The sequence below is a fragment of the Kribbella flavida DSM 17836 genome, from assembly GCF_000024345.1.
GTDB lineage: Bacteria > Actinomycetota > Actinomycetes > Propionibacteriales > Kribbellaceae > Kribbella > Kribbella flavida.
Genome location: NC_013729.1, coordinates 521,443 through 536,659, shown reverse-complemented (window position 1 = coordinate 536,659; position 15,217 = coordinate 521,443). Strand labels below are relative to the sequence as shown.

Annotated in this window: 12 protein-coding genes; 6 read left to right on the top strand and 6 right to left on the bottom strand. The window is 70.8% G+C overall.

Annotated elements, in window-relative coordinates; all coding sequences use genetic code 11:
- Positions 1–87: 87 nt before the first annotated feature.
- Positions 88–2,334, top strand: coding sequence for a hypothetical protein (locus tag KFLA_RS02580; protein ID WP_012918194.1), 2,247 nt, complete (start codon positions 88–90; stop codon positions 2,332–2,334).
- Between the two features lie 7 nt (positions 2,335–2,341).
- On the opposite strand, the gene KFLA_RS02575 is transcribed toward KFLA_RS02580, so the two are convergent.
- On the bottom strand, positions 2,342–3,925 hold the full coding sequence (locus tag KFLA_RS02575) for a glycoside hydrolase family 10-like protein (protein ID WP_012918193.1): 1,584 nt from the start codon (positions 3,923–3,925) through the stop codon (positions 2,342–2,344).
- Between the two features lie 198 nt (positions 3,926–4,123).
- Here KFLA_RS02575 and KFLA_RS02570 point away from each other — a divergent pair, with 198 nt between their 5' ends.
- The 3 genes from KFLA_RS02570 (at position 4,124) to KFLA_RS02560 (ending at position 6,191) form a co-directional block, all read left to right on the top strand.
- Complete coding sequence (locus KFLA_RS02570) at positions 4,124–4,645, top strand: GNAT family N-acetyltransferase (RefSeq protein WP_012918192.1); 522 nt, start codon at positions 4,124–4,126, stop codon at positions 4,643–4,645.
- Positions 4,646–4,649: 4 nt separating this feature from the next.
- Positions 4,650–5,705 (top strand): pseudaminic acid synthase, encoded by a 1,056-nt coding sequence (gene pseI / locus KFLA_RS02565; RefSeq protein ID WP_012918191.1) that lies wholly within the window; start codon positions 4,650–4,652, stop codon positions 5,703–5,705.
- 108 nt (positions 5,706–5,813) lie between these two features.
- Positions 5,814–6,191 carry a VOC family protein gene (locus tag KFLA_RS02560; protein ID WP_012918190.1) on the top strand — a complete coding sequence of 126 codons (378 nt, stop codon included), beginning with the start codon at positions 5,814–5,816 and terminating at the stop codon, positions 6,189–6,191.
- 25 nt (positions 6,192–6,216) lie between these two features.
- Here KFLA_RS02560 and KFLA_RS02555 read toward each other — a convergent pair whose 3' ends face one another.
- Positions 6,217–6,621 carry a GtrA family protein gene (locus KFLA_RS02555; RefSeq protein ID WP_012918189.1) on the bottom strand — a complete coding sequence of 135 codons (405 nt, stop codon included), beginning with the start codon at positions 6,619–6,621 and terminating at the stop codon, positions 6,217–6,219.
- A 114-nt stretch (positions 6,622–6,735) separates the two neighbouring features.
- Here KFLA_RS02555 and KFLA_RS02550 point away from each other — a divergent pair, with 114 nt between their 5' ends.
- On the top strand, positions 6,736–7,689 hold the full coding sequence (locus tag KFLA_RS02550; protein ID WP_012918188.1) for a glycosyltransferase family 2 protein: 954 nt from the start codon (positions 6,736–6,738) through the stop codon (positions 7,687–7,689).
- A gap of 1 nt (position 7,690) precedes the next feature.
- Complete coding sequence (locus KFLA_RS02545) at positions 7,691–9,187, top strand: methyltransferase (protein ID WP_012918187.1); 1,497 nt, start codon at positions 7,691–7,693, stop codon at positions 9,185–9,187.
- 104 nt (positions 9,188–9,291) lie between these two features.
- On the opposite strand, the gene KFLA_RS02540 is transcribed toward KFLA_RS02545, so the two are convergent.
- The 4 genes from KFLA_RS02540 to KFLA_RS02525 form a co-directional block, all read right to left on the bottom strand.
- Positions 9,292–11,073, bottom strand: coding sequence for a hypothetical protein (locus KFLA_RS02540; RefSeq protein WP_012918186.1), 1,782 nt, complete (start codon positions 11,071–11,073; stop codon positions 9,292–9,294).
- Positions 11,066–11,896, bottom strand: a complete 831-nt coding sequence (locus KFLA_RS02535) for a hypothetical protein (protein WP_012918185.1) — start codon at positions 11,894–11,896, stop codon at positions 11,066–11,068. Before KFLA_RS02535 ends, KFLA_RS02540 begins: the two co-directional genes overlap by 8 nt.
- Positions 11,896–14,226 (bottom strand): glycosyltransferase family 2 protein, encoded by a 2,331-nt coding sequence (locus KFLA_RS02530; protein WP_012918184.1) that lies wholly within the window; start codon positions 14,224–14,226, stop codon positions 11,896–11,898. The genes KFLA_RS02535 and KFLA_RS02530 overlap by 1 nt, the downstream gene beginning before the upstream one ends.
- Before the next feature lie 173 nt (positions 14,227–14,399).
- A complete protein-coding gene (locus KFLA_RS02525; RefSeq protein WP_012918183.1) occupies positions 14,400–15,203 on the bottom strand; it encodes an N-acetyltransferase in 804 nt (267 codons plus the stop codon).
- Positions 15,204–15,217: the final 14 nt, after the last annotated feature.

Here is a 15,217-nt window from a genome sequence, read left to right as displayed (position 1 = left end):
GGCAGATCGGGCACGATTACCGTGGGGTTGAACTTTTTGTCGCTCACGGCTCTCTCTCCGTGTGCAGGTCCAGGGAGGGAGTGGGGCGTGAGCCGAGGAGGCCGGGCGACGACGGTGGCCGCGCTGGCGAGTCTGCCGGCGCTGCCACTGGGCTGGTTCGTGGCGCTGCAGGCCCACCCGGCCTGGATCCCGGCCGCGTACCTGGGCTACCTGCTCGTGGTGATCGCCGTGCCCGGCACGATGCTCTGGCGGCGCCTCACCGGCGGCACCGGCTGGTTCGTGGTCGACGCGGCCCTCGGTACGACGTTCGGCCTGGCCTGCGAGGCGCTGGTCTACCCACTCGGCCGCTGGCTCGACGTACCGATGGTCGCGCTGGTCCTGCCGGCCCTGGCTCTCGGCCTGGCCCTGGCTGTCCCGGCCAAGACCCGGCCCAGCCGGCCGACGCCGTGGTGGGCCGTGGCCGGGGTGATGGTCTCGACCGGACTGGTCGCCGCCTGGTTCGTGCGCGTCGGCTCCCGGGTGATCCCGCTCGACGGTCCGGCCGCTCTCCGGCCGAACACCGACTCGCCGTTCCAGCTGTCGCTGGCGGCCGAGCTCACCCACCACTTCCCTCCCCAGGTCCCGTACGTCGCCGGTGAGCCGCTGACGTACCACTGGATGGCCTACAACCACATCGCCTCGGCCCACTGGATCACCGGGATCGAGCTCGATGTGCTGACGCAGCGGGTTGTCCCCCTGGCGTTCCTGCTGCTCACCACGCTCGCAGCCGCCGCGGTCGGCATGGTGCTCACCGGCCGGGCAGTGGCGGCGCCGATCGCGGCTGGGCTCACCGTGCTCGCTGGAGACCTCGCTCCCTGGGGCTGGGCAGTCACACACACGCTGTACCACGACAGCCCGCTGTCGATGGGTCAGATGATCAGTCCGACGCAGGCTTTCTCGACCGTGCTGATGCTGCCGCTGATCGCCGTGACCGCGCTTCTTCTGCGTCGCGAGCAAGATCAGGCCAAGCAACGGCTCGCGGGCCTGTTCCTCGTCGCTGCCGTCCTGATCACCGTGCTCTCGATCAGCAAGGCGACCGCACTGCCGGTGTACGGCGCCGGTCTGGCCGCCGCGTGGATCTACCTGACGGTCAAGGCGCGCCGCCTGAACCTGCGCGCACTGGTGCTCGGCCTGACGGTCGGCGCGACGTACGCGGTGAACTTCTTCTTCGTGCTGCGCGGTGCGAGCCACGGCATGGAGCTCAAGCCGGCCGGGACCTACCGCAGCATGCTCGACGGCATGCTGCGGGGCATCGACCCGTCGGTGCAGCCGGGTCCTTCCGTGCTGGCAGTTGTCGCGGCCGCCGTCCTCATCGGCTGGCTGATGCCCGCCACCGGCGCGCTGCTGATCCGCCGGCGCCTTCCCCGAGATCCGATGGTGGTGCTCCTGTTGGCCGGCCTGATCGGCGCGATCGCCGCCGTCAGCGTGCTCTACCACTACAGCCAGGCGCAGGTGTTCTTCGCCCGGACCGCCTTCGTGTACGGCGTCCTGCTCGCGACCTGGGGGCTGTCGTCGCTGGACCGCCGCCAGTACTTCGTGGTCGCGCCCGCCCTGGCGCTCGGAGTCGCAGCGATCAACCTGGGCCGTTCCAGGACCGACACCCTGATCCGCGACTGCCGCGACACCAGTTGCCTGCAGCGGATCTTCGCCGAACCCCCGGTCGTCGCCCTGGCCGTCACCGCCGCGGGCATCGTGGTGCTGGGACTCCTGTCCCGCGGCTCCCGGCGGACTTGGGCGGTGATCGCGGTGGCCGCGCTGATCGGGCTGACCGTGTCGCCGACTGTGGTCAGCCTGCGCAGGTTCGCTCTCCCGCCGCAGACGGCGTACGACTCGATCGCACCCGGCGGCATCGAGGCAGCCCGGTTCATCCGCCGGCAGTCAGGCCCGGACGACCTGATCGCGACCAACATCCACTGTCACGCACCGACCGGGCCGCGCTGCCACACCGGCTCGTTCTGGATCCCCGGGTACGCCGAACGCCGGGTGCTGGTGCAGGGCTGGTCCTACACCGCGAAGGCGAACGACGCGCAGACCTCCACCGAGGCGTCGTACGGGCAGTTCTGGGACCAGGAGAAGCTGCGGGTGAACGACGCGGCGTTCAGCGCGCCCACCAGGGAGTCCCTGGACCGGCTGCGCGCGCAGTACGGCGTGCGCTGGCTGCTGGCCGACGGGCGGGTCAACCCGGTCTCCGACCAGCTGGAGCGGCTGGCCGAGCTGAGGTTCCAGTCCGGCACAGTCCGCGTCTACCAACTTTACCCGCCTCGCGGGGACCAGGCAGCCAACCCGGTCCCCTGACCGAGCCTCAGCGGATGACTGCAGCGGGGAGCGGGACGCTCTGGTTCCAGCCGCGGTCCAGTGCGGTGACCAGGTAGATGTAGTGGCGGCCCGCAACTGCTGTGGTGTCGACGTAGGTCTGCTTCCCGCCGGTTGCCCGCAGGGTGGCGAGCAGGTTGCGTGCGTCCTTGTCGGCGCACCAGTCACCAGCTGCCAGGTCGCGCCGGTAGACGGCGTACGACGTGGTGTCGGCCGAGGTCGCCCTCCACTGCAGCTGGACGCCGCCGGCGGTCCTGCTTGCTCGCAGTGCGTGCACGGGCAGCGGCGGCCTGGAGTCCAGCGACGGCATGGTCGGGATCAAAGCGGGCCGCGTGTACCAGGTGCTGTTCAGCAGCGAGGTCGCGCCGAGTCGGTCCGCCCGTACGTCCTTGGCAGAGAAGTAGATGTCGCCCTGCACCTCGGGGATCGTGCTGTTGAAGGCCAGGTGGTCGCTCAGCTCGTTCGGGTCGGACCAGTCCGGCGACTGCGTCGACGTACCGACCTTGTAGGTGGCCTGGCCGATGTAGAGGTGCACGTTGGTGCCGCGGACCTGCTCCGCCCACCAGGGCACGATCTTGTTGTAGTCCGCGGGCGCGAACCCGCCGGCCCAGTAGACCTGCGGCACGATGTAGTCGATCCACTGCTCGCGGACCCACTTGCGGGTGTCCGCGGCCAGGTCGTCGTAGGTCTGGACGCCGGCGGTGGTGTCGGAGCCCTGCGGGTCGGTGCCCTTGTTGCGCCAGACCGCGAACGGCGAGATGCCGAACTTCACCCACGGCTTGGCCGCCTTGATCCGCTGCTGCAGCTCCTGGATCAGCAGGTCGATGTTGTGACGCCGCCAGTCCGCCACGGTGGCGAAGCCGGCGCCGTACTGCGCGTAGGTGGCCGCGTCGTCGAACACCTGGCCGGCGACCGGGTACGGGTAGAAGTAGTCGTCGAAGTGCACGCCGTCGATGTCGTACTTCGCCACGGCGTCCATGATCGCGTCCTCGACCAGCTTGCGGGCCGCCGGGATGCCGGGGTTGTAGTAGAGCTTGCCGCCGTAGGTGACGACCCAGTCCGGGTGCTGCCGCGCCGGGTGCGTCGGGACCAGCGCGTTGAGGTCGGTGCCCATCGAGAGCCGGTACGGGTTGAACCAGGCGTGCAGCTCCAGGTTGCGCTTGTGGGCCTCGGCGACGGCGAAGGCCAGCGGGTCGTAGCCCGGGTCACGGCCCTGCGTGCCGGTCAGGTACCGCGACCAGGGCTCGACCGCGGACGGCCAGAACGCGTCGGCGGTCGGACGGACCTGGAGCACGACGGCGTTGTGCCGCTGGCGGACCGCGTCGTCGAGCCAGCCGATCAGCTCGGCCTGCTGCTGGGCCGCGGGCAGCCCGCTGCGCGACGGCCAGTCGATGTTCACCACCGAGGAGACCCAGGTGGCCCGGAACTGCCGCAGCGGGGTCTTCGGGTCCGCCGTACAGGTCTTGGCCGTGCTCTCCGGCTGCGCCGGTACGGCGGCCGCCGTACCGGGCAGGACGCCCAGAACCAGGCCTGCCGCCACCCCGAGCACACCCACGATCCGCCTGACTGTCATGTCACTCTCCGACCACTCCAGGGATGAAGTCGAAAGATAGTTACACATTCCGGCGGTCCGCAGAAGAGCTCGCGGACCGGCCCATTCGTCTGGCTGATCGTGCCATCGGATCCGGGTCTGGCCACCGGATCGCTGGCGGTACCGCGCAGCCGGTACCGTGGTGGCCGGATCTACCGGTGAAGCGAGAGGGCGGGACAGGTGCTGCGCACGGCCACGGACGGCGACGTCGACATCATCCGGACCCTGCGCAACCAGCAGCCGAACCGCGACGTCAGCATCACCGCGCACGAGATCTCCGCCGCCGAGCACGCCGCGTGGTGGGCGAAGGCGAGCGTGGACCCGACCCGCCGGGTGCTGATCTACGAACGCGACGGCGTCGTCGCCGGCGTGGTCAACTTCTTCGACCTCGAGCTGGACGCCGAGCCGCGAACCGGCGCGTGGGGCTTCTTCCTGGACGCCGAGGGCCTGGCCGAGCGGGGCGAGACCCTGCCGGCCTGGATCGAGGTGATGAAGGACGCCACGGCGTACGCCTTCGACGAGCTCGGCCTGGACGAGCTGTCCGGCGAGGTGCTCGAGCACAACACCGTGGTCCGGCAGATGAACCGGCGGTTCCGGTTCGTCGAGGGCGAGCCGGAGACCCGGGTCGCCGACGGGCGCGAGATCACCGTGCTGCCCATCACTCTGCACAAGGACAACCGGCGCAAGCCGAAGGGAAACTGACCCCATGAGTGCCTCCACCATCTACTTCGGCGACGTCCCGGTCGGGCCGGACCACCAGCCGCTCGTCATCGCCGAGATGTCCGGCAACCACAACGGCGACCTCGAGCGAGCCAAGGACATCGTCCGGGCGATGGCCGAGACCGGCGTGCAGGCGCTGAAGCTGCAGACCTACACCGCCGACACGATCACCCTGGACGTCGACCTGCCGGCCTTCCGGCTGCCGTCGGAGCACGAGCTGTGGGGCGGCGCCCGGCTGTACGACCTCTACCAGGAGGCGCACACGCCGTGGGAGTGGCACGAGCCGCTGTTCGAGCTGGCGAACTCGCTCGGCATGCTGGCGTTCTCGTCGCCGTTCGACCCGACCGCGATCGAGTTCCTCGAGAAGCTGAACGTCCCGGCGTACAAGGTGGCCTCGAACGAGATCGGCGACCTGCCGCTGGTCCGTGGCATGGCCGAGACCGGTAAGCCGATCATCATCTCCACCGGGTCGGCCACGCTGATGGACATCGACGCGGCGGTGCGCGCGGCCCGCTCCACCGGCAACGAGCAGATCGTCGTGCTGTCCTGCACCGCGAGCTACCCGGCGCCGCCGGAGCAGTCCAACCTGCGCTCGATCCCGGTGCTGCGCGACGCGCTCGGCGTGCAGATCGGCCTGTCCGACCACACGATGGGCATCGGCGCGGCGATCGCGGCCGTGGCGCTCGGCGCGACCGTGATCGAGAAGCACGTCACGCTGTCGCGCGCCGACGGTGGTGTCGACTCGGCGTTCTCGCTGGAGCCGGACGAGGTCAAGGCGCTGGTCGAGGGCACCAAGATCGCCCAGCAGGCGCTCGGCGAGCCGGTGGTCGGCCCGAAGCAGGCCGAGCAGAACGTGCTGCGGTTCCGCCGCTCGCTCTACGTGACCCGCGACGTCAAGGCCGGCGAGAAGGTTGCTGCCGACAACGTTCGCTCGGTTCGCCCGGCCGGCGGCCTGGCCCCCGACGCGTTCGCCTCGGTCGAGGGCCGCGAGTTCCGCCAGGACACCCCGAAGGGCACCCCACTGACCTGGGACGTGCTCTGACCCGCTGAACACCTCGCTGCAGGGCCCCGGCCGGACCGCCGGGGCCCTCTGCGGTTCCCCCGCGACCCACGGGGTACTGGTCGCGCTTCGACGGAAGGATCCTGACCGATGGCCGTGCCCCACGGCGAGCAACCGCCCGTCCTCACGATCGACACCGTGGTCGTCGACTGCGCGGACCCGCTGACGCTCGGGCGCTTCTGGCAGCACCTGCTCGGCGGCGAGCTGCGCAAGGACCACCACGAGGAGTTCTTCGAACTGCGCGGCGGCGCCGTCGGCCTGGACTTCGCTCAGGTCCCCGAAGCCAAGCAGGTCAAGAACCGCCTGCACCTCGACCTGCGGGTCGACCCGGCACAGCGTCAGCAGGCCATCGACCACGCCCTCGCCCTCGGCGCCACCACCGCCGACGACCTGTACGACGGCGACCGTTGGCAGGTCATGCGCGACCCCGAGGGCAACGAGTTCTGCATCGTCTGGGGCGCCGCGTAGAGCGGCGAACAACTTCGGTGGGGACCTACGCATCTACGGGGGTGTGGGAGACGTCGCGGAAGGTCCAGAAGCGGTGGAGGAGGTAGGACGCCACCGGGACGAGCAGGATGACCAGGGCCTGGGCGAGCAGGACCGGGGTGTTGAGCAGCTCGATCAGCAGGGGCATGCCGACCAGCGAGCAGGCGAGGCCGAACAGGTAGACGGCGTAGAACTTGGTGAAGCCACGCAGCCAGCCGGCCGAGGAGCTGAAGACGAAGCCGCGGTACGTGGGATACATGATCAGCGCGGTCATCAGGTTCGCCAGCGCGGTGACGACCAGGTACGGCAGTACGCCCTCCAGGACGTGCCAGCCGAGCCAGAACAGGCCGAAGTACAGGATGTTCGTGCCGGCACCGACGATCAGGTAGCGGATCCGGTGGTCGCGCAGCAAGGTGGCCGGCAGTTCCGCGACAGAAATGGTGGTGCCTCTCAGCAGTGGGATAATCGCAGCGGCGGATCCCCCACGGCCGCCTCCCCCGCGGGAACACCTTCAGAAGGGCAAGCAGTGCTCGTCTCCGTCGTCGTGCCATGTTATCGGTCCGCGAAGACCTTGCCGCGTCTGGTCGAGGACCTCCAGCACGTCCTGCCGGAGGCGACCACCGGCTTCGAGATCGTGCTGGTGGTGGACGGCAGCCCGGACGACACCTGGCAGGTCGCCAGCCAGCTGGCGAACAAGTTCCCCGAGACCCGTGCGCTGCGGCTGGCCCGCAACTACGGCCAGCACAACGCGCTGATCGCCGGCGTCCGCAGCGCCCGCTACGAGGTGGTCGTCACGATGGACGACGACCTGCAGCACCCGGCCGACCAGGTCCCGGTGCTGCTGCGCGCGCTGACCGACGACATCGACCTGGTGTACGGCGTACCGGTGGAGGAGGAGCACGGCGTCTTCCGCAGCTTCTCCTCGCGCCTGGTCAAGGCGGCGATGGCCTCCACCCTGTCGGTGCAGAACGCGAAGTCGATCAGCGCCTTCCGCGCCTTCCGGACCTTCCTGCGCGACGGCTTCGACGGCCTCGACGGCCCGCACGCCTCGGTCGACGTGGCGCTGTCGTGGTCCACCACGCGCATCGCGCAGACCACGGTGCGGATGGAGGACCGGGCCGAGGGCAAGTCGAACTACACCACCTGGATGCTGGTCAAGCACGCGCTCACGCTGATCACCGGCTACTCCACCGAGCCGCTGCGGCTGGTCGGCTACCTGGGCTTCATCTGCGCGGTGTTCGGCGTCGGCCTGTTCGGCGTGATCATCTACAAGTACGCCGTGGGCGCGACCACCGTCGCCGGCTTCACCACGATCGCCTCGATGGTGGCGCTGTTCTCGGGCGCCCAGATGCTCGCGCTGGCCGTGCTCGGCGAGTACGTCGGGCGGCTGCACTCCGGCTCGATGGGCCGGCCGACGTACGTGATCCGGGAGCGTACCGACGTGGACGCGCACCCCGACATCACCACCGAGAGCGACTGACGTGTACCTGCTCTTTCCCGGCCGGCACCACGTGCTGACCCGGTTCCAGGCCGAGTACCTGACCGCGACCGCCGGCGACCGGACCGTCGTCTGGGCGGTCACCTCCGCGAACCACCACACCACCAAGCGCAACCCGGTCCCGTACCACCGGCGCGAGGCCGCGATCGAGCGGTTCAGCGTCGCCACCGGACTCCGCTCGCTGGTGGTCGGGGTGACCGACACCCCGCCGACCGACGACTTCGCCGAGGTGACGGTCAAGGCGATCGAGGCCGGCACCGACGACCAGGTCCGGCTCGACCCCGGCAACACCGTGGTGGCCTGCTCGACGCCCGAGGTGGCCAAGCTGTACGAGCGGCTCGGCTACCAGGTGATCGGCGTCGAGCCGCCGGACCGGGCACGGCCGTGGGACGTGCTGCTCATGATTGCCGCAGGCAACGAGCAGTGGCGGGAGCTGGCCCACCCGGCGACCGTCGACGTGTTCGACCGGTACCACCTGGACGCGCACGTCCGGCGCTGCGTGAACGACCCGGTGGTCGGCGACGACGGCGGGCTGACCACCACCCGCGACTACAAGACCTACGCCGACGCCTTCGAGACCGCCGCCGACCGGAAATGGGCGCAGATCAAGGACTTCGTCCGCCCCGGCCGGATCCTCGACATCGGCTGCGCGACCGGCGCGACGTTGCAGCTCGTCGACGCCGATCCCCGGTTCCACGAGTCCGACCTGATTGGGGTCGAGGTCGCCCGGCACCTGTACGCCGAGTGCGTGCACAAGAAGGAGCAAGGGCTGTTCGGCAACCCCAACGTCTACTTCTACCAGCGCAACATGCTCGGCTCGGCCGTCTTCCCGCCGCGGTCGATCGACAGCACGCTGACGCTCGCCCTCACCCACGAGATCTGGTCGTACGCCGACGGGTCGCGCCCTGCCACGGTGCAGCGGTTCGTGAACGGCCTGTTCGCCCACACCGCCCCGGACGGGGTCTGGATCAACTCCGACGTCTGCGGTCCCGCCGAGCCCGACCGGATGGTCCTGCTGGAGCTCGACGACAGCGACGGCGCGAACCCGGCCGACGTCGCCGACCTGGAGTCGCTCGCGGACCCGGCGGCGTACGTGGGCGGGCTGTCGACCCGGGCCCGCTTCTTCCAGTTCGCGCACGACTTCCGCCGCAACGCGAACGTCGCCTTCCAGTACGCCGAGGGGCCGGGCGGCAGGCTGTCGCTGCGGCTCGCGGACGCCATGGACTTCCTCACCCGCAAGGACTACGTCGACAACTGGCTCAGCGAGACGCACGAACAGTTCTGCGGCCTGAACTTCGCCCAGTGGGCGGCGGTCGCCCAGACGGCCGGCTTCGTCGTCGACCCGGCGTCCACCGCCTGGCGCAACGACTGGGTGATCAGCAACCGCATCGCCCCCGTGGCCGCGCTCACCGCCCCCGACGGCACCGCCGTTGCCTGGCCCGACACCCACCAACTTCTCATCGCCCGCCGCCCCAGCTGACCCGGCACCAGCCAGCCGGCTGGTTGGGGCTGGGAAAGGTGGGTACTGACAGCAGACGGCCGGGCTCCCCCGTGGGGGAACCCGGCCGTTGGACGTCCTGAGCGTCAGCCCAGCTTCTCGCGGAGCTGGCTCTTGACCCGGCGCTTCACCTTGCCGGCCAGCTTGCGCGGGTTGCGGATCTGCGCCGCCCCGCGGATCAGCTTCACCGCCGAGTAGGCCCGCGAGTTCCTCAGCTTGGTGCGCTCCAGGTTGGCCTTCTGGACCTGGGTGCGCATCTCCCGCAGCCGGGTCTCGCGCGTCTTCAGGGCCTTGTCGCGGAAGCCGAGCGTGCGCTCCAGGCCGAAGATCTGACCCTTGAGCTCGAACACCTCCTGCGCGGCCCGCTCGGCGTCGGCCAGCGCGGTGCGGACGTCCGGGGTCTGCGGCGCCTCCGCCGGTACGCCGAGGGCGGTCGCCAGGGCGTCCGCCAGTTCCCGGCCCCGGGCGATCTGGGCGGTGGACGCGGACGGGGTGTCCGCCGCGGTCGCGGGGGTTTGCTTGACCGGCTCGATGCCGGACATCGCGAGCCAGGCCGAGACCAGGTCGTCGCCGACCATCCACGGCGGCCACGGGTGCCGGCGGTGGGTGCTGATCAGCCGGTCGTGGAACCGCGCCCAGGCGGCCGCGAGCCGGTCCTGCTCGCTCTCCTCGCCGACCGTCGCCCAGGCCGACACGCCGAACGCGAAGCTGTCACCGTCGACGACCACGTCGTCCCAGCGCGGCAGCACGCGGGAGCCGGTCTGCGAGCGGGCCCAGTCCCCCAGGCGCGCGGCCAGATCCCGGAACGCCGGCACGTTCTCGGCCGCCGCCAGCCGGAACAACAACGTCTCCGCCGTCACCCCACCCGGCACGGTCGAAGGAACAGCACTCGGGTCGAAGACCAGCAGCCCCTCCACCGAGTCGGCGTCTTCCTGCGCGGCTACGGCGACGGACCAACCGTCGTTCGAAGCATCGCCGGTCAGGACCGCTGGGTGGCCGGTGGTTCGGGTGTAGATGGCGTGCTTCGGGTTGGTGCCGGTGACGGCGATCCAGCCGGTGGGGGTGGCGGCGAGCAGGCCGGCGCGGGCGGCGGACTCGGCGCCTTCGGCGACGGGGGCAAGCAGCGGTACGACGGTGGCCGCGGCTTCCAGGGCTTCGACGGCCAGGCGGGTCGGCAGGTGGCCGGGGCGGGCCGCGGCCGCGACGTCAGCGGAGATCAGCGCGTGCTGGGTCTCGCCGACGGCGTACGCGGCGTACGCCGAACCACCGGACAGGCCGACGCGGTCGAGCTCGGCCAGCAGCTGGTCGACCGAGACGGGGCGCGTCGGGTCGTCGTGCAGCGGACGCCACTCGTCGTCGCCGTGGCGCTGGTCGGCGGGACGGCTGTCCAGCAGGTTGGTCAGGGAGAACTCGTTCTCCAGCCCGAGCACCAGCACCGCGCCGGGCGCGGCGACGGCCGCCAGCGCATCCAGCCGCTGGGTCCAGTTGAGGTCGGCGCTGTCGTAGCCGAGCACCCGGTCGAGTCCGTCGGCGGCGACCACCACGTCGTACTGCGGCCGGCCGTCGTCGGCGAGCCCGTCGAGGGCACCGGCGACCACCTGCAGCCCGGCGCCGAACTTCTCGCCCAGCTCACCGGCGTCGGAGACCGAACGGACGAGCAGGGTGGTCTCGGAGGCCTTCGCCACGACGGCGTCGACCAGGTCGGCGCCGTGTGGGCCGAGGATCAGCGTGCGAGCCCCGTCGGGCAGGACGTCCGTGAGCAGCGCGCGCAGCGCCGGCCCTTGGACAGCCCCCCGCTTGCCGGTGTAGTCGCTCCACGGCTGCATCTCGCCGCGGACGACCTCGACGGCCAGCTGGTTGTCAGACACGCTCTCTCCAATCGAACAGCATCCGCAGTTCCTCGGGCGGCATCATCCACGGCACGCCCAGCTCCAGGTCGGTGGTCGCCCGGGCGGCCTCCGGGTCGAGCTCCTTGCCCAGCATCTCCGGCCACAGCCGGGCGATCCGGCTCTGCCCGCCGAAGAGCGGGTTCTCGCCCTCCATCTCCATCGGGTCGCCGTAGACCGCGGCCTCGCAGCCGGCGGCGATGCCGTAGAAGATCGCGGTCGACAGCCGGTTGGCGGCCACCCGCTTGTGCTTGCGCAGCTCGGTCAGCTGCTTGTAGAGGAAGCGCCGGTCGGTGCCCTCGTAGGAGAACCCCCGGCGGCCGAACGACACCACCCGGAAGCCGGCGTCCTCGTACGACTTGCGCACCTCGGGCCGGTCGTACTCGGTGTAGTACAGGCTGAACGTGACCGGGCCCGGCTCGGTCTCCCGGATCTCGTCGATCAGGCGCTGGTGGTCGCCCTGGATCTTGCCGCCCTCCCAGCCGTGGAAGAGGAACCACAGGGTGCCTTCGCGCTCCTCCTCGGGCACGGCGCCGAGCTCCGGCTCCAGCTCCTGCAGGTAGAGGAAGGGGGCACCGATGCTGTGGTAGTTCCGCCGGCCGAGCGCGTGGCCGCGGCGGCGCGGGGCGTCGCTCCAGGTGAACCGCCAGGCGCCGTCGTAGAACTCGTGCACCGGGTTCCAGCCGTCGGCGATGTTCCAGCCGTGCTGCAGGTAGCCGCGCAGGCGGGGCGGGTACTCGTCGTCGAGCCCGGCGTACCGGGCCAGGATGTGCGCCTGGCCGTAGTAGTGGTTGTGGTGATGCATCAGCGGACCTCGAGGTGGAGTGTGCCGGCGTGCGGGCGCAGAGCGGCGGTGTGGCCGTCCTGCTCGACGGAGATCGGCAGCCGGCCGGACAGGAACGGCTCGCACTGCACCGCGTGGTCGGCGCCGTCCGGTCCGGTCGCGAACAGGATCCAGTCCGCCAGGCTGGCCAGCGGGTCGTGCGCGTTCGCCACCGCGTCCGCCGGGATCAGCGTGCTCAGATCGGCTGCGGCGGTCCAGCGGCCCTCGCCGACGGTCAGCGTGCAGGGCACGTCGAGGTGGTCGTCGGAGTCGTCCAGGTAGCGCCGCCAGCTGAACGTGTAGCCGTCGCGGGCCAGGTCCGGGCCGCCGACGCGCAGTTCCATCCCGTTGTCACCGGCAACGATCTCGGCGTCCTCGGCGGGCAGCCGCAGCGGCGCCTCGTGCAGGTTGACGTAGCCGCCGGTGGACCGGGTCAGGGTGACGATCCGGCCCTGGTCGAGGTGGTGCACGGCCTTCGGCTCGGCGGTCCAGAGCAGCAGCTTCTCGTCGTTGCTGCCGACCAGCCGGAACGCCCAGGTGGTGCGCTGGGTGAACGGGTCGTCGGGGTTGGTGTCCTCGATGATCGGCCGGATCGGGATCCGGACGGTGAAGTCGCGGCCGTCACCGGTCAGCGTCAGCGGCAGCATCTGGTCCTTGCCGGCCAGCGGCCGGGTCACCTGCAGCTTCGCGTCCTCCAGGCCCGCGGTCACCCGGCCCTTCAGCACCAGGGCGTCCGCGGTCTGCTCGGCCGAGGTGAGCCGGCCCGGATCCACCATGCGGCGCAGCACGAACGAACCGTCGGCGCCCGGACCCGGCTGGATCCAGCTGCTCTGGTCGATCCACGCCCCCGGCGGCCAGCCCGGGCTGCCCGGGCGCTGGCCGCGCAGCTTGCCGTGCCGCCGCAGCCGCCCGGAGCGCAGCCGGACCATGAAGTGCGCCGGCGCACCGGTGCCCTTCACCTTGCCCAGCAAAGCCTTGTCGAGCCGGACCTCGAAGCCGACCAGCGCGGGGTCCCCGTGCGAGTCGATGGCGTCGAAGCGCCGAACCGCCAGCTGGGTCTCGGCGCCGCCGACCACCAGCGAGACCCGCAGGTTGGAGGAGGTCTTGGTCTCCAGGTGCCGGATCTCGGTGGTGCCCTTGACCGACAGCGTGCCGTCCTCCAGCCAGCGGACCTCCTGGACGCTGGTGGCGATGGTCAGGTCCTTCATCGGCAGCCGGTACAGCTCGCGCGGCACCGAGGCGGTCTGCTCCTGCGCGCCCGGGTAGTTGTGCTCGAACTGCCACGGCCGGCCGGGCCGGGTGAAGGCCCGGGCCCCGCCGCGCAGGCCGCCCTCGTTGCGGAAGGTCGCCAGCCGGCGCAGCAGGTCGATGTCGCCGGCGAGCAGCGCGGAGTGCTGGATCCGGTCGTAGCTGTGCGCCCGCGCCAGGACGCTGTCGTCCAGCCGGTCCATCAGACGGCGGGCCAGCTTGAGCAGGTTCTGCTCCTCCTCCGGCGGGGCCGCGCCGAAGGCCATCATCAGCGTCAGCAGGTCGATCTGGGTGAAGTGCCCGTGCACCCGGCGGCGAACCTCGCGCAGCGTGTCGCCGGTCTCGACCAGGTCCATCACCATCTCGGCGGACCGGACCCGGTCCTCGAGGTTGCCGAGCTGGAACTTCTGCTGGGTGATCGACTCGCCGGACTCGCGCTCGCGCCAGTAGTAGACCGGTACGGCGAGGGCGTCGACGGTGACCGCGTCCAGGTGCGCCTTGAGCGTCACCGGGTAGTCCTCGTAGCGGATCGCCGGGAACTGGTAGCCGTACTCGTCCCAGAACGAGCGCCGGTAGACCTTGTTCCAGACCATCCGGTCCAGGATCAGGTCCGGGGTCTCGATCACGTGCGTGGCGAGCCGGTCCCGGGCGAACGGCTGCCGGTGGATCCACGACGGCCGGACACCGGCGGAGTTGTTGAACCGGCGCGCGTTGCCGCCGGCGAACGAGGAACCGGTCCGGTCCAGCGAACGGATCAGCTTCTCGAAGCCGTGCCGGGTGACCAGGTCGTCGCTGTCGACGAAGGTGAGGTACTCGCCCTGGGCGTGCCGGACCCCGGTGTTGCGGGCCGGCCCGAGTCCCTGGTTCTCCTGCGCGACGATCCGGAACCGGGCATCGCGGTCGCAGAACTCCTTGGCGATCGCGGCGCTGTCGTCGGGGGATCCGTCGTCGACCAGGATGGCCTCGAAGTCGGTCCAGGTCTGCCGCGCGATCGAGTCCAGACAGTCCCCGATGTAGTCGCGGACGTTGTAGAAGGGCACAACGACACTCAGCCGCGGCGTCACAACGGCAAATCTCCTCGGCTCAGTCGGCGGTCGGTCGACATCATGGTCGGCAACACCGCCTGACCCGATGTTGCCTGGGCGCACGACGCCGAAGCAACCAAGGTCCGGGCGGCGACCAGTGATCCATCGCCGGTCATGTTAGCACCGGCGGCCCTCGCCTCCGGACGGTCGCGTCACCGCGCGCGGCCGGCCTCGGCAGCACCACCGCACCGTTCATCCGGCAGTAATCCCGGCGTTACCAGATGGACCGTCAGCAGGGTGTGCACGGGTTCGAAGCCGTACCGTGCCCAGGCGCGCTGGACGCCGGTGTTGTGGCCCTGCGTGGAGATCACCAGTCGCCGGGTCGTGCTCGCGTCCTCGACCGCCGCCAGCAGGTGCGCGTACCGGCCGCGGCCCTGCTCGGCGGGCACGACGCCGGCCAGCTCGATCTCCGTCCAGGACGCCTGCTGGTCCACGGTGGCCAGTGCCAGTACCCGGCGGTCCGGGCCGCGCAGAACGACAGCTCCCGCGGTGGAGATGCTGCGCCGGGCCCATTGCTGGTAGCCCGCCAGCGCGAGCGCCCGGTTGAACAACGGGTTCGCGCAGTAGTGGTTGCCGTAGTCGCCGAAGATGTCACCGACCAGGTCGTCGACGAGGTCGTCGTCGATGGCCGACTCCAGCCCCGCGGTGAACCCGGCCAGCGGCGCCGGGCGACGGCCCTTGCCGACCGGGAGCGACCAGTAGACCAGGCTGTCCGCCAGCAGGGCCGTCCGCGGGCCGGTGGCGAGTGCGGCGAACCAGTCCACCTCGCGGGCGGGATAGCGCAGCACGACGACGTCGGCCGTCGACTTGCCGACCGCGGTGAGCACCTCGGCCAGCGGCGTGCCGGCGGAGGCGGAGACGGTGATCCGGTCCACCGAGACCCCGAACCGCTGGGACTCGTACGCCGAAGGGCTGCTGGTCAGCTCGCCGGCTTCGAGCGCGTCGTACCACCCCATGGCAGGCGGCTCCG